Origin of the sequence: Streptomyces iakyrus (assembly GCF_000717055.1) — a bacterium.
Lineage (GTDB): Bacteria > Actinomycetota > Actinomycetes > Streptomycetales > Streptomycetaceae > Streptomyces > Streptomyces iakyrus.
The window spans coordinates 1-13,789 of sequence record NZ_JNXI01000012.1 but is presented as its reverse complement, the minus strand read 5'-3'; the positions used below and the strand labels follow the sequence as shown (position 1 = coordinate 13,789).

Sequence of the window (13,789 nt, the reverse complement as noted above, 5' to 3'; positions counted from 1 at the left end):
GGTGTTGCAGAAGGCTTGGTGGCGGCATGTCCGGGTGATGGCTGGCCTGCTGCTTCACCCTGTCATGGCGAGGTTGTGCATGGTGGCGACGGCCTGCACGGCGTGATGGAGGCCGTCGCCCCGTTGGCGGCAGTCGCGCAGGAGCTTCCAGTTCTTCATCCGGGCAAAGGTGTGCTCGACGCGGGCCCGCACCCGCCGGAGTTCGGCGTTGTCTTCTCTCCTGGCCGCGCAGGAGAGGGCAGCGCGTCTTACGCGTGTCGCTGGAAGCTGTCATAGCTGGTTGTTCAGTAGCCGACGGTGAAGCGTCGGTTGAGGTGGCGGGGGTTTTCGATCTCGTCGACGAGGGCTGCGGCGTAGTCTTCGTAGGAGATGCGGGCCTGGCCGTCGTCGCCGACGACAGGGTGGTCCAAACCGGTGCGGTAGTCACCGGTGCACGTGCCGGGGGTGAAGTGGACCGGAGGCGGGGACAGGTAGGTCCAGGTCACGTCGTCTCCGAGGGCGAGGTAGGCGTCGAGGGCGCGGATCTGGCCGATGGCGTAGGGCTTGAACTCCTCCGGGAAGCCGGGGGCGTCGAAGAAGCGCACGCCCTCGCCGTTGAGGAGGCTCGCGCCGCCGCCCATGTGGATGATGCGTGGGCTGGCCGGGCCCAGGGCGCGGACGGCCGACGCGGCGGCGGCGACGGCGTTCGTGTAGAGGGCGGCGTCCGGGCCGCCGACGGTCAGCACGATCGCATCGGCGTCCTTGGAGAGGGCGGCGACGGAGTCGGGATCGGTGACGTCGCCAGCACCCGCCTGCACGCCAACGGGGAGGGCGGACAGTGCGTCTAGGTCGCGGGCGACGGCCGTGACCTCGTGGCCGCGCGCGACGGCCTCGGCGACGACGCGGGAGCCGGCCTTTCCGGCGGCGCCGAAGACGGTGATCTTGCTCATGTTGGGGGTCCGTTTCACTGGAGGGGGCGATGGTCAGGTGTTGTCGGTACCGAAGAGGTGCTGGTTGCCGATGTCGATCAGGAATGCGCCGCCGAAGCCGGGATGACGCGCCGTTATGGCCTGCTTGTACTCATCGCCGTCGTCGCCGAGCAGCTCGCCTGCGTCGGTGAGGTAGCGGCGCAGCTGGTCGAAGACTTCGGGGCCGGCGGGCAGGCCGTGGCCGGGCAGGACGGTGTCGTAGGCGGGGTCGGCGGCGAGCTGTTCGACGGCCTTGGTCCAGCCGGGGATGTCGTTGTTGCCGAGGAAGAGGTGGGTGGCGTGATAGACGAGGTCCTGGGCGACCAGGACGCCCTGCTCGGGAAGCTTGATCACCAGCTCGTCGGCGGCCTCGCCGCCGTGATGGGCCTCGGAGACGAACGGGACGCCGTCGATGACCTGCGTGCCCGGCACGACCTCCACCGTTGGCGTCATGTCCGCGACCGGGATCACCGCACCCGTCGGGTCCTGGCCGTCGCCCTGGGCAGCGATCTGCTCGCGTACCGCGGCCAGCGCGTGCACGGGGGCGCCGAAGCGGGCGGCGCCCTGGAAGTGGTCCGGGTGGGCGTGGGTGATGATCACCCGGTCCAGCGGCTTGCCCAGGCCGCGCGCGTAGGCGACGACCTCGTCGGCGTAGGCCAGGGCATACTGGGCGTCCACGGCGATGACGCGCGCCGGGGTCTCGATCAGCTGGGTGGTGACGTTCAGGCTGTCATCGGGGGCCATGTAGCTGTGGATGCGCACCGCGCCCTTGTCGATGACCGTGATGGTGCCGTTCATGGCCTGTCTCCTTATGGTGGGTAGAGGTCCTTGTTCGTCCTCGCCTTCCACTGTCCGGGAAACGCCGCAGGCCAGCGAGGTATGATGGAGACGTGCCGTGGTCAGAAATGGACAGGACGGGCAATGGCAGGAGCCACGCCCCCGCACCGGCGGGCGGGGAGGCCATCCCCGGGTTCGGCTTCAACCCGCCCAACGCCCCGGTTCCCGGCATCGAGATCACCGATCTGGCCGCGCTGCACCGCCGGGTCACCGACGGCAGCCTGCAACGGGTCCACCGCGCCGACTTCCACTCCCTCACCCTGATCACCCAGGGCAGTGCCGAGCAGACCGTCGACTTCGTCGCATACCCATGCCGGCCCGGCACCCTGCTTTGGATCCGCCCCGGCCAGGTGCAACGCCTGGCCAGCCCCGGCCTGATGAACGGCACGCACCTGCTGTTCACCCCCGCCTTCCCGGAAACCACCGCAGCAGCCAGCCGCCTCGCCGACGACTGGTCCGCCCCCAACTGCTGGCAACTGGGCACCAGCAGCGACAACGCCACCACTTCCGCCCTGCTCGCCCGACTCCACGCCGAATACCGTCGCCCCGAGGGCGCGTCCCGTGAGATCCTGCAGCTGTTGCTGGCCGCGCTGCTGCTGCACATCGACCGCCTCCCCCGCCACAGTGCGCCCGCCGACCCCTACGCCGGCGGCGAGGTCTACGCTCGCTTCCACGCCGAACTGGAACGCTCCTACGCCACCACCCGGCGCGCCGAGGACTACGCCGACCGCCTCGGCTACACCGTCAAGACCCTCACCCGGGCTTGCCGGGCAGCCACCGGACGATCCGTCAAACACGTCATCGACGCCCGCGTCGCCCTCCAGGCGCAGCGGCTCCTCGCCCACACCGACGAACCTGTCGCCACCATCGCCCGCCGCCTCGGCTTCTCCGAACCGACCAACTTCGGCAAGTTCTTCACCCGCCACACCGGTACCACCCCTGGCGACTTCCGCCGCACCCAGCAGGCCATTGCCGCACCCCCGGGCGAAGACAGCTGACAGCACTACGTCGGCAGTACGAAGACCGGGCAATCAAGTGAGGACGAGATCAGCCTCTGAGGATTCATTTTCACGGATCCTCATCACTGACACAGATGTAATCGCGGCGACCGTGGACGGCTTCCTTGCTGACCCGTGCACGCTGCGGATCCAGCGCGATGCCGCCCTCGTCGCGGATCTTTCTCTGGGCGGCTTCGAGGGCCTGGAGCACCGGGTCTTCGAGGACCGTCTGCTCTGGGACAGCATGCCGATCTTGCGCGGCATGCTCCGCTCCGGCACATCACGCTCTCCGGGAGACGAGAAGCTGAACATCCCGAGCTGACCTCAGTCGCCTTTCTTCACCTCACTGAAGCTCCCGAATACGGCTGACGACATCGGCGACGCCTCGGCTGAGGCGCATCTTGAGGTGCTGATCGCAGCGGTGACCGACGGCCGGGAGTGGGGTCAACCGCCGGTCAGCCTTCGAGGTTCGCTGCGATGTCGGCGGCGGCGCTACAGGCAAGCGCCCCGTACATCTGTCCGGGAGAACTCGTGACGCGCGGGATCGGCACGATGACGCAAACCGCTGCGACGGGGGTGTTGCCCACAAGCACTGGGGCGCTGACAGAGCCGACTCCGACGGTGCGCTGGGAGACCGACTCGACCCAGCCTTCGGAGCGGACTGTGCCGAGCAGGGCCGCTGCCGCCGACCCGCCGTCAGAGAAGGGGAGACGGCTGCCCACCGGAAGGCTGACTCGCAGCTCGGTCTCGGCCTCCGCGCTCGCGGTACACACTCGGAACTCGCCCCGGGCAACCCAGAGCTGTGATGTCTCGTTGATGTGACGGGTCAGGCGCGCCAGCACGGGTTGCGCGTGCTCGGTCATGCGCGAGGTCAGGAAGCGTGGCCCGAGGTAGAACCGGCCGTCGGCGGCGCGCTGCAAGAGCCCGTGTGCAACCAGGGCGCCGGCCAGTCGATGTGCCGTTGGCACGGTCATGCCCAATACGCGGGCGATCTCGCTCCCGGATGACGGAGTACGCTCACACAGGTCGACGATGGCCATTCCCTTGTCGAGGACGCCCACGCCGGTTTCCACGCCTGTAGTCACTTGATGACTGTAAACTCTCATCATTTGAGAATCAAATTCCAGTGTTCAACACTGGTTCACGCGAGAGCAGGGCCGCGGTCGATACGGCACTTCCCGCCATGGCGAGGCCGGAGAAGGCTCCGGGGTTATCCCCCTCCTGCAGCATTTGGCTGGTCCCGTTGCCCTGAGGGCTGACGCCGATCGCCAACAGGGACGGCCCCGCGACGGCCCCGAAATGCCGGTGGCCGCCGACAGTCATCCAGGTCGCTGCTGCTCTGACTTGGGAGTGGTTGTTTCGCGGCGGCGTCCGTAGTGGTCGTCAAGCTCATGCGGGTTCACGCGGTGGCTCGAAGGGCATCGGTCAGCGCAGAGTGGAACCTCTGGGCACGCCGGACATGGTCGGCGGCGTTGCGCCGCACGGCTTGTTCGTCGGTATCCCGCAGGGGGCGGAGAACCTTGGCCGGCACGCCGGGCGGCCAGCGACCCGGGCGGCACCCCGGTGCCCTCGGTGATCAGGGCTCCGGCAGCCACGAGCGAGCCGGCGCCGACCAGCACCCGATCCACGAGGATGGCGCCCGTACCGATGAGGACGTCGTCTTCAATAGTGCTGCCGGGAACGACGGCGGCGTGGCCGATGCTGACCCGACGGCCGATGGCGGCCAGGATGCCGGGGTCGGCGTGCAGGACGCATTTGTCCTGCAGTTGCTGTCGGCACCGAACCAGATGCTTGGGCCTCCTTCCACGTCGACGCTGCCAACCAGGTTTGCGTTGCCTGCCATCCAGGCGTTTGCGGCGACGTGGGGGGTGTTGCCCTCGAAGGAGATGATCACGGTGTTGTCCCTGGGTGTGCGTGGGCCGAAGACCGGCATCGTCCTTGCGACCTCGGGCTGATGCTCGGTCAGGCTGCGGTGGGGAGCACGATCGTGGCCCAGGCCAGCAGCGGCGCGACTACGACGATGTAGCCGCAGTAGCGCAGCATCTGGCGCTGGAACCGCTTCGTGTCCTCGACCTGTGCGCTGGCGAGCACGATGACGCCGTTGGTGGAGAAAGGGCTGACGTCGACCACGGTGGCGCAGAAGGCGAGTGCGACCACGAAGCCCACAGCGCCGAGCTCGCCGCCGGCCAGCAGCGGCGCGGCCAGTGGCAGCGAGATCAGGATGATGCCGAAGGAGGAGCCGACGGCGGAGATGAGGCCGACGGCGACGAGCATGACCAAGGCGGTCAGCACCGGCCACGGGATTTCGATGGCCTTCTGGCCCACGTAGGCCAGAGTGCCGTTTTCGGTCAGAACGCCCATGTAGGTCACGATGCCGCAGACCAGGAGCACCGCCGGCCATGAGATCGCTTTCATCGCGGGCTCCACGGTCTTGGGCGAAGCCAGCAGCAGCAACGCGCCGAGACAGACGGACGTGACGCCGACGTCGATCCCCAGGAGGGCGGCCACGAGCAGCCCTCCGATGGAGGCGAAGGTGAGCCAGTTCTCGACGGCCGGGCGGGTGCCCGCGGCCTTGCCTATGACGGGATCGGTGACCAGCGTGGCGGGGCGGGGCCGGGTGACGGTGGCACCGGCGACAGGTGTGCGGGGTGCGGGCACGCCGTCGGCGCCAGGGGTGCCATCGCTGGCGGCGACCGGGTCCTCGGCGCCGACCGGGCCCGTGGCCCGGAGCAAAGAGCGGCCGCGGACGAGGAACAGCACCGCGGCCAGGCACAGGTTGAGCGCGAACGGCACGATGAACAACAGGACCGGGGAGACGTCGATGCCCTGGTCCTGGGTCAGCTCCCCGATGCCGACCGAGTAGACGGTGACCGGGGAGAACGCGGCACCGAGGGCGCCGTGGCTGAGCATCATGCCCATCAGCAGCGGGTCGATGCCGTACTTCTTGGCCAAGGGCATGGCGATCGGGGCGAGCATGCCGACGGCCAGCACGGATCCGAGCGCCATGAGCGCTGCGGCGAGCATGAACATCAGCCAGACGATCGCCCACGGCTTGCCGCGGACGAGCTTGAGTGCGGCCTCCATGATCAGGTCGATCGTTCCGTTGGCCCGGGCGATGCCGAACAGCAGCGTGATGCCGAACACGACGAGGAACATGTCGCCGGGGAAGAAGGCCTGGATGTCCTCGATGGGGATTCCGGACACCCAGCCGCCGACGATGAAGGCGGCGGCGAAGCCCAGGATGCCCATGTTGATGGGCCGGATGGTGGCGATCGCGAAGACGGCGACCAGGGCCGCTATGGAGATCAGGTAGGTGGTCATGACGTCCTCACTGGGTTGGCCGCACGGGAAGCCGGTCGCCGCGGACAAGGGACTGCTGGACCAGCTGGGCAGTGCCGGCCAGCTTGGACACGTCGACTCCGGTGTGCACGCCGCGCGCGTGGAGGTGCGCGACCAGTGCCTCGGTCGCGAGGTTCCCGTGCGCGCCGGGCGCGAACGGGCAGCCGCCGTAGCCGCCGACGGCGCTGTCGAAGTGCCGGATCCCGAGCTCCAGGGCGGCGTCGACGGTGTCGAGGGCCTGGTCCTTGGCGTTGTGCAGGTGCAGGCCCAGCTCCACGTCCGGCAGGGCCTGCTGGACCGCGGCGACAGAGGTTGCGACCTGCTCGGGTGTCGCAATCCCGAGGGTGTCGGCCAGCCCGACTCGCTCGACGCCGATGCCGGCGACTCGCGCGACGACCTCGACGAGCCGGGCGGCCGGGACCGGGCCGTCGAACGGGCAGACGAAGGCGGTGGAGACGCCCGCGATGAACGCTGTGCCGGGGTGCTCGGCGACCGCTGCGGCCAGTTCGTCGATGGCCTGGTCGACATCGCGGCCCGCGTTGGCGCGGCTGTGGCCACTGCTGGCGGAGGCAACGACCTCGACGACCTCCACTCCGCTGGCTGCGGCCCGGTGGACTCCCTTGGCGTTGAGGGCGAGCGCGAGGCGACGCGCCCCGAGGCCACGGGTGCCGTCGACGACGTCGCCGGCGTCAGCCATCTGGGGCACGCGTGCGGGGTTGACGAAGGAGGCGACCTCGAAGGTGGTGATGCCGGCGTCGACCAGTGCCTGGGCGATGGCGATCTTGTCGCGGGTGGCCACGACGACGTCCTCGTCCTGGAGCCCGTCGCGCAGCACCACGTCGGTGACTTCTACGTTCATCTCAGATCACCCCTGCCTGGGCGAGTCGGTCCAGCTCGTCGTCGCTGAGCCCGAGTCCTGACAGCACTTCGTACGTGTGCTGGCCGAGGGCCGGGCCGGCGGTGCGGACCTCGCCCGGGGTGCGGGAGAAGCGGGGAACGATGGCGGGCATGGTGAGGGTGCCGAGGGCGGGGTGCTCGACCTCGATCAGGCTTTCGCGCTGCCGGACGTGCGGATCGGCGAAGACGTCGGCCATGGTGTTGACCCGGCTCACCGGGACCCCGGCGTCGTCGCACGCCTTCTGCAGCTCCTCGCCGGTCCGGGCGCCGAACCAGTCGGTGACGATGCCGTTGACCGCCTCGCGGTTGAGCACCCGGTCGCGGTTGGTGCGGTAGCGGGGGTCGGTGGTCATGTCCTCGCGGCCCATCAGCGCGGCGAGGCGGTTGAAGGTCTTGTCGGTGCTGGTGGAGAGCACCATCCACACGTCGTCCGATGCCTGGAACAGCCCGCAGGGGACGGTCGCGGGAACCTGGTTGCCCTGGCGCTCGTGCACGGTGCCCAGGCGGTCGTACTGGGTGACGAACGCTTCGAGGAACCGCAGTACCGACTCGTACAGCGCGACATCGACCTCCTGCCCTTCGCCGCCGAGAGCGTCGCGGTGATAGAGCGCTGACATGGTTCCGAAGGCGGCGAAGAGACCCGCGACGTAGTCGACGAGGTTGATCGGAGGGAGCACCGGTGGCCCGTCGGGAAATCCGGTGCTGTGCACATAGCCGCTGAACGCGGTGGCCGGAGTGCCGAAGCCGGGCATCGGCGCGTACGGTCCGGACTGTCCGTAGCCGCTCACGCGCGTGACCACGAGGTCGGGGTTGGCCTGGCGCAGCGTCTCGACATCGAGGCCCCAGCGGTCGAGCGTGCCGGGGCGGAAGTTCTCCAGCAGTACGTCGTGCTCGGCAACGAGCCGCAGGAAGAGGTCGCGGCCCTCGTCCTGGCGGAGATCGAGCGTGATCGACCGCTTGTTGCGAGCCAGCGACGCCCACAGCAGTGACTCCTCGCCGTCGAACGGCTGCAGGCCGCGCAGTGGGTCCCCGACCGAAGGAACCTCGATCTTGACGACGTCCGCTCCGAGATCACCGAGCAGGGCGGCAGCGAAGGGCGCCGCGAACACGTTGCCGGCGTCGAGCACCTTGAGGCCTGTCAGCGGGCCACGGCTGGAGGAGCCGGGCGGTGGTGAAGTGGGGATCATCAGCCATCCGTTCTCATGTTCTGGCTATGCGCTCTCAAATGTTGAGAGTGCGGACACCGTAGGGTGGCGCTTCAATCCCTGACAACCCCTTGGACCGAGAATCGAGTACTGGTCGGTAGTCCCGGTCTTCAGGTCCTGCGGTAGGCCGGCGCGCGGCCCGGCCGGGTCGGGGTGGCGGTGCGCAGCAGCGGAAGAATGCGCGGGGGAACCAGGACAGAGAGCACCATCACGCTGGTCGATCGGACGACCGAGGCGGACCGGTTCAGCCTGACCAGCGTGGCCTGCAGCTCTTGGTGCGAAGGTGTGGCCACCTTGCACAGCACGTCGGAAGAGCCTGTGGTGACGTAGGCCTCGAGGACGTGCGGGATGCCCTCAAGGTCGGCGGCCACATCGTCCAACGCCCCCTGGGCGATCTCGAGGGTCACGAACGCCTGGACCGGGAACCCAGCCGCTGCGGCATCCACCGAGGGGTCCCAGTCGCTGATCACGCCCGTCTCCGTCAGTCGCCTCAACCGGCTCTGAACCGTTGCCCGCGCGACCTTGGTCAGGCGCGAGAGCTCCAGATCGCCCACGCGGGGGTTCTCGGAGAGGGCGGTAAGGAGTGCCACGTCGAGCTCGTCCAGTTCGCAGTTCGCGTCATTCATGGCGCCAAGGTAGCCATTTTGACTAGCTGCGGTCGCCTCTGCCGGGCTCAACTGGTCACCTTGCCCACTTCGAAATGGGCACATTGCAGAGTTCTCAAAGTGTGGTGTCTGCTTCTCACGACGTTATGGACGAAAGGACCTCGACCATGTCGCTGAAGGACACGCTGACCAACGAGGAGCGGCTCGCCGAGCTCGACCTCGACACCCTCAAGCAGCTCGTCGGCCTCGTCGAGTACGACGCCGGAAACGATCCGTTCCCGGTCACCGGCTGGGACGCGGCGGTGTGGGCCGTCGGGAACGCCACCCAGGCCGCGCGCTTCTTCCAGTCCGCCTTCGGCATGGAGCTCGTGGCCTACTCCGGTCCGGAGACCGGCGAACGCGACCACATGGCCTACGTGCTCAAGTCCGGCGCGGTCCGGTTCGTGTTCAAGGGCGGCGTCCATCCGTCGAGCCCGATCATCGCCCACCACGCCAAGCACGGCGACGGCATCATCGACATCGCTCTCGAGGTGCCCGACGTCGACAAGTGCATCGAGCACGCGCGCTCGGTGGGTGCCACCGTCCTCGAAGAGCCGCACGACGTCTCCGACGAGCACGGCACCGTGCGAACGGCCGCGATCGCGACGTACGGCGAGACCCGGCACACGCTGGTCGACCGGTCGAACTATGCCGGCCCGTACCTGCCCGGGTACGTCGCCCGCACCTCGTCCTACCAGAAGCGCGAGGGTGCCCCGAAGCGGATCTTCCAGGCATTGGACCACATCGTCGGCAATGTCGAGCTCGGCCGGATGGACGAGTGGGTCGAGTTCTACAACAAGGTGCTCGGCTTCACGAACATGGCCGAGTTCATCGGTGACGACATCGCCACCGACTACTCCGCACTGATGTCGAAGGTGGTCGCGTCCGGCAACCACCGGGTGAAGTTCCCGCTCAACGAGCCCGCGATCGCGCAGAAGAAGAGTCAGATCGACGAGTACCTGGAGTTCTACGACGGTCCTGGCGCCCAGCACCTGGCCCTGGCGACCAACGACATCCTCCGCACCGTCGACGAGCTGCGCCGCGAGGGTATCGAGTTCCTCAACACCCCGGACTCCTACTACGAGGACCCCGAACTCCGCGCTCGGATCGGTGAAGTGCGGGTTCCGATCGAAGAGCTGCAAAAGCGCGGCATCCTGGTCGACCGCGACGAGGACGGCTACCTGCTCCAGATCTTCACCAAGCCCCTGGGCGACCGGCCGACGGTGTTCTTCGAGTTCATCGAGCGGCACGGCTCGCTGGGCTTCGGCAAGGGCAACTTCAAGGCCCTGTTCGAGGCCATCGAGCGCGAGCAGGACCGACGCGGCAACCTCTGACCGCGGCCACCCCAGGAAGGCAGGACGCCATGGCCCACTACCAGCGCAACGGGAAGATCCCGCCGAAGCGGCACACCCAGTTCCGTGATCCGGCCGGCAACCTGTACTACGAGGAGCTGATGGGCGAGGAGGGCTTTTCCTCCGACTCCTCGCTGCTCTACCACGTCCACGTACCCTCGGCGATCGCCGATGCCCGCACCTGGGAGCTGCCCGACCAGACCACAGTGCCGAACGAGCCGCTGACCCCACGGCACCTGAGGCTGCACGAACTGTTTACCGGCCAGGAGTGGAAGTCCACCGACGCGGTCACCGGCCGGCGTCTGGTGCTCGGCAACGGGGATGTGCGGATCGGCTACGCGGCGGTCGGTGAGACCTCGCCGCTGTACCGCAACGCGACCGGCGACGAGTGCGTGTACGTCGAGTCCGGCACCGGCACCGTGGAGACGGTCTTCGGTGACCTGGACGTCGGGCAGGGCGACTACGTGATCCTGCCCCGGGCCACCACTCACCGGTGGGTACCGTCCGGCGACGGCCCGCTGCGGCTGTACGCGATCGAGGCCAACAGCCACATCGCCCCGCCCAAGCGGTACCTCTCGCAGTACGGCCAGTTCCTGGAGCACGCGCCTTACTGCGAGCGGGACCTGCGCACCCCCACCACGCCGCGCGTGGTCGAGGAGCAGGACGTGGAGGTCTACGTCAAGCACCGCGGAACGGGCCCCGGAGGCCTGGCCGGGACGGTGCACGTGGTGCCCCGGCACCCGTTCGACGTGGTCGGCTGGGACGGCTGCCTGTACCCGTACGCGTTCAACATCGCCGACTACGAACCGATCACCGGCCGGGTCCACCAGCCGCCGCCGGTGCACCAGGTCTTCGAGGGCCGCAACTTCGTGATCTGCAACTTCGTGCCCCGCAAGGTCGACTACCACCCGCTGGCAGTGCCGGTGCCGTACTACCACGCCAACGTCGACTCCGACGAGGTCATGTTCTACGTCGGCGGTTACTACGAGGCCCGCAAAGGGTCCGGCATCAACGTCGGATCGGTCTCTCTGCACCCCGGTGGCCACTCGCACGGCCCGCAGCCAGGCGCCGTCGAGGCCGGCGTCGGGGCCGAGGAGTTCGACGAGCTCGCGGTGATGGTGGACACCTTCCGTCCGCTCGCCCTCGGCGAGGGGGGCCGCGCCACCGACGACGGAATCTACGCCTGGTCGTGGGCAGGACGGGGTCCGGACGCATGACCGCAGGCCGGCACGCCGCCGAGTGGGCGCCCGTGGGCAAGGCATGGTTCCAAGGCCTGTTCGACGACGCCGCGCTCTTCCCGCCCGGCAATGCCGCGATGGCCGATGCGGTGGAGGGGCACCTGGCCTGGAAGGCATCGGCGCAGGCGGCGTACGTGGGGGCGTTCGTCTGCGCCGACGCCCGCTGGCCGGAACTGGTGAAGCACCTGCCCACCGCCTCCCGGATCAAGGCCTCGGTAACCGTGCCCGGCGGCATGGACGGACTGTCCGCGGCCGTCGCTGCCGCCTCGGACACCCCGAAGGCGACGCTCGTCGCGGTCGAGGTCCCGCTGCTGCGCGGGCAGCGCGTCGCTGCGCTCATCACGCAGCTGGATAGCGAGCTGCCCGCCCACGTGACGGGCTACCTCGAGGTCCCCGTCGGCGAAGTCGACCACGCCCTGTGCCGCTTTCTGGCACTCACCCGCCACCACTTGAAACTACGCACCGGCGGAACCACGGCCACGGCCTTCCCGACCGAGTACGAGCTCGCCGCGGCCATCGGTAACGCCACCCGCAACCGGCTGTCGTTCAAGCTCACCGCCGGCCTGCATCACGCTGTCCGTCACCGCGACCCTGTCACCGGGTTCGAGCACCACGGATTCCTCAACGTCCTGCTGGCGACCTCGGCCGCCCTGGCCGGCAGCCCCACCTCGTCCGTCGCCTCGATCCTCGCCGACCGCAGCCCGGCCTCGGTCGCCGAGGCATTCCGCCGACTCGACGTCGAAACCACCCACTCCGTGCGCCGTCAGTTCGAGTCGTTCGGCACGTGCAGCATCGACGAGCCACTCGACGACCTGACCGCGTTGGGCCTGATCGAGGAGACCCGACCATGACCATCGACACCCGCCCCCACACCACCGTCGGCCGGACCTGGCTGGAGCTGCCGGACGACCACCCGTTCGGAATCCAAACCCTCCCGTACGGCGCGTTCACCACCTCCACCGGCGACACCCGGGTCGGCGTCCGCATCGGCGACCACGTCTTGGACCTCACTGCCGCGTCCGCACGACTGGATCCCGCCCACGCCGCCCTGTTCGCCGCCGGCAGCCTTGACCGACTGCTCGCCGCCGGACCCGACGCCTGGACCCGCACCCGAGTCACCCTGACCGACTGGCTCACCGACCCGACCCGCCGTCACGACCTCGAGCCGCTGCTCGTCGCCGTCGACGAAGCCGCGATGGTCCTGCCGTTCACGGTCGCCGACTACGTGGACTTCTACGCCTCGGAGCACCACGCCACCAACCTCGGCAACCTGTTCCGGCCCGGCCAGCCCCCGCTGCCTCCCAACTGGAAGCATCTCCCCATCGGTTACCACGGACGCGCCGGCACCGTGGTCGTCTCCGGCACCCCCGTCATCCGACCGCAGGGCCAGCGCCGCACCCCGGACGGCGAGGTGGTCTTCGGCCCGTCGGCCCGGCTCGACATCGAGGCCGAGCTTGGCTTCGTAGTCGGCACCCCGAGCACTCTCGGCCGGCCGGTCGACCTCGCGGCCTTTCCCCAGCACGTCTTCGGCGTCTGCCTGGTCAACGACTGGTCCGCCCGCGACATCCAGGCATGGGAGTACGCCCCACTCGGCCCGTTCCTCGGCAAGTCCTTCGCCACCTCCGCCGCACCGTGGATCGTGCCCCTCGCCGCACTGGAGGCCGCACGGGTGGCGCCGCCCGCCCGGGCGCCCCGGCCGCTGCCGTACCTGGACGACACCGACGCCGACCCCTGGGGCCTCGACATCCGGCTCGAAGTCTCACTCAACGGCCACGTCGTCTCCCGGCCTCCGTTCGCGTCGATGTACTGGACCGCCGCCCAGCAGCTGGCGCACATGACCATCAATGGAGCCTCCCTGCGCACCGGTGACTTCTTCGCATCCGGCACCATCAGCGGACCCCGAGCCACCGAACGCGGCTCCTTCATCGAGCTCACTTGGGGAGGCAACGAACCTCTGCAGCTGCCGGACGGCAGCATCCGCACCTTCCTTGAAGACCATGACGAGGTGGTGATCACCGCGACCGCACCCGGGCCCAGCGGCACCACTCTCGGACTCGGCGAGGTTCACGGCCGGATTGCCCCGACACACAGAAGTGACTGATATGGACAAGACCTTGTCCTCCGCGGCAGAGGCGGTGGCCGACGCCGCGAGTGGTTCGACGCTGGCGACACCGAGACCGTCCAGCTGAAGGTAGTCCCCAAGGCTGCGCCCCCGGCGGTGACACCCTGCCCCAAAGGGTGTTGCAGAAGGCTTGGTGGCGGGCATTTTGCCTGTATGGGTGGGGTGTTGAGGGCTGAGCCGGTGTGGGTGGAGACGTTCACCGGGTTGCGG

At 68.8% G+C, this 13,789-nt stretch carries 15 protein-coding genes and 1 pseudogene; 7 read left to right on the top strand and 9 right to left on the bottom strand.

Features of this window, described 5'->3' with window-relative positions; translation table 11 throughout:
* Positions 1-54 precede the first annotated feature (54 nt).
* The 3 genes and pseudogenes from OO68_RS44135 to OO68_RS18930 all read right to left on the bottom strand — a co-directional run.
* Positions 55-195 (bottom strand): annotated as a pseudogene (locus tag OO68_RS44135) (transposase); the annotation flags it as partial.
* Positions 196-284: 89 nt separating this feature from the next.
* Positions 285-929: an NAD(P)-dependent oxidoreductase gene (locus OO68_RS18935; RefSeq protein WP_033309589.1), complete on the bottom strand. Its 645-nt coding sequence runs from the start codon at positions 927-929 to the stop codon at positions 285-287.
* Positions 930-962: 33 nt separating this feature from the next.
* Entirely contained in the window at positions 963-1,745 is a 783-nt protein-coding gene (locus OO68_RS18930; RefSeq protein ID WP_033309588.1) for an MBL fold metallo-hydrolase, read from the bottom strand.
* Positions 1,746-1,852: 107 nt separating this feature from the next.
* On the opposite strand from OO68_RS18930, the gene OO68_RS18925 reads away from it, so the two are divergent.
* Positions 1,853-2,782, top strand: coding sequence for an AraC family transcriptional regulator (locus OO68_RS18925; protein ID WP_033309587.1), 930 nt, complete (start codon positions 1,853-1,855; stop codon positions 2,780-2,782).
* A gap of 112 nt (positions 2,783-2,894) precedes the next feature.
* Positions 2,895-3,104 (top strand): hypothetical protein, encoded by a 210-nt coding sequence (locus tag OO68_RS18920; RefSeq protein WP_033309586.1) that lies wholly within the window; start codon positions 2,895-2,897, stop codon positions 3,102-3,104.
* Positions 3,105-3,237: 133 nt separating this feature from the next.
* Here OO68_RS18920 and OO68_RS18915 read toward each other — a convergent pair whose 3' ends face one another.
* Together OO68_RS18915 and OO68_RS48615 are read right to left on the bottom strand one after the other, a co-directional pair.
* Positions 3,238-3,867, bottom strand: coding sequence for an IclR family transcriptional regulator (locus tag OO68_RS18915; protein ID WP_033309585.1), 630 nt, complete (start codon positions 3,865-3,867; stop codon positions 3,238-3,240).
* Between the two features lie 31 nt (positions 3,868-3,898).
* Positions 3,899-4,105 carry an LrgB family protein gene (locus OO68_RS48615; RefSeq protein WP_369333422.1) on the bottom strand — a complete coding sequence of 69 codons (207 nt, stop codon included), beginning with the start codon at positions 4,103-4,105 and terminating at the stop codon, positions 3,899-3,901.
* A 197-nt stretch (positions 4,106-4,302) separates the two neighbouring features.
* Between OO68_RS48615 and OO68_RS47720 the strand changes: the two genes are divergently transcribed.
* Positions 4,303-4,737 carry a hypothetical protein gene (locus tag OO68_RS47720; protein ID WP_033309584.1) on the top strand — a complete coding sequence of 145 codons (435 nt, stop codon included), beginning with the start codon at positions 4,303-4,305 and terminating at the stop codon, positions 4,735-4,737.
* Positions 4,738-4,744: 7 nt separating this feature from the next.
* Here the strand turns inward: OO68_RS47720 and OO68_RS18905 are convergent, their stop codons facing one another.
* The 4 genes from OO68_RS18905 to OO68_RS18890 all read right to left on the bottom strand — a co-directional run bounded on the left by OO68_RS18905 (position 4,745) and on the right by OO68_RS18890 (position 8,849).
* Positions 4,745-6,103 carry an SLC13 family permease gene (locus OO68_RS18905; RefSeq protein ID WP_033309583.1) on the bottom strand — a complete coding sequence of 453 codons (1,359 nt, stop codon included), beginning with the start codon at positions 6,101-6,103 and terminating at the stop codon, positions 4,745-4,747.
* Between the two features lie 7 nt (positions 6,104-6,110).
* Positions 6,111-6,980 carry a hydroxymethylglutaryl-CoA lyase gene (locus OO68_RS18900; RefSeq protein ID WP_033309582.1) on the bottom strand — a complete coding sequence of 290 codons (870 nt, stop codon included), beginning with the start codon at positions 6,978-6,980 and terminating at the stop codon, positions 6,111-6,113.
* A 1-nt stretch (position 6,981) separates the two neighbouring features.
* On the bottom strand, positions 6,982-8,205 hold the full coding sequence (locus OO68_RS18895; protein WP_033309581.1) for a CaiB/BaiF CoA transferase family protein: 1,224 nt from the start codon (positions 8,203-8,205) through the stop codon (positions 6,982-6,984).
* 128 nt (positions 8,206-8,333) lie between these two features.
* Positions 8,334-8,849 (bottom strand): Lrp/AsnC family transcriptional regulator, encoded by a 516-nt coding sequence (locus tag OO68_RS18890; RefSeq protein WP_033309580.1) that lies wholly within the window; start codon positions 8,847-8,849, stop codon positions 8,334-8,336.
* 146 nt (positions 8,850-8,995) lie between these two features.
* Here OO68_RS18890 and hppD point away from each other — a divergent pair, with 146 nt between their 5' ends.
* From hppD to fahA, 4 genes are read left to right on the top strand one after another with little or no spacing between them, the layout of a single operon-like run.
* Positions 8,996-10,201 (top strand): 4-hydroxyphenylpyruvate dioxygenase, encoded by a 1,206-nt coding sequence (gene hppD, locus OO68_RS18885; protein ID WP_033309579.1) that lies wholly within the window; start codon positions 8,996-8,998, stop codon positions 10,199-10,201.
* A gap of 29 nt (positions 10,202-10,230) precedes the next feature.
* Positions 10,231-11,436, top strand: a complete 1,206-nt coding sequence (locus OO68_RS18880; RefSeq protein ID WP_033309578.1) for a homogentisate 1,2-dioxygenase — start codon at positions 10,231-10,233, stop codon at positions 11,434-11,436.
* Positions 11,433-12,308: a hypothetical protein gene (locus OO68_RS18875; RefSeq protein WP_051814722.1), complete on the top strand. Its 876-nt coding sequence runs from the start codon at positions 11,433-11,435 to the stop codon at positions 12,306-12,308. Before OO68_RS18880 ends, OO68_RS18875 begins: the two co-directional genes overlap by 4 nt.
* Positions 12,305-13,558: a fumarylacetoacetase gene (fahA, locus tag OO68_RS18870; RefSeq protein ID WP_051814721.1), complete on the top strand. Its 1,254-nt coding sequence runs from the start codon at positions 12,305-12,307 to the stop codon at positions 13,556-13,558. Before OO68_RS18875 ends, fahA begins: the two co-directional genes overlap by 4 nt.
* The last annotated feature ends 231 nt before the right edge of the window (positions 13,559-13,789 follow it).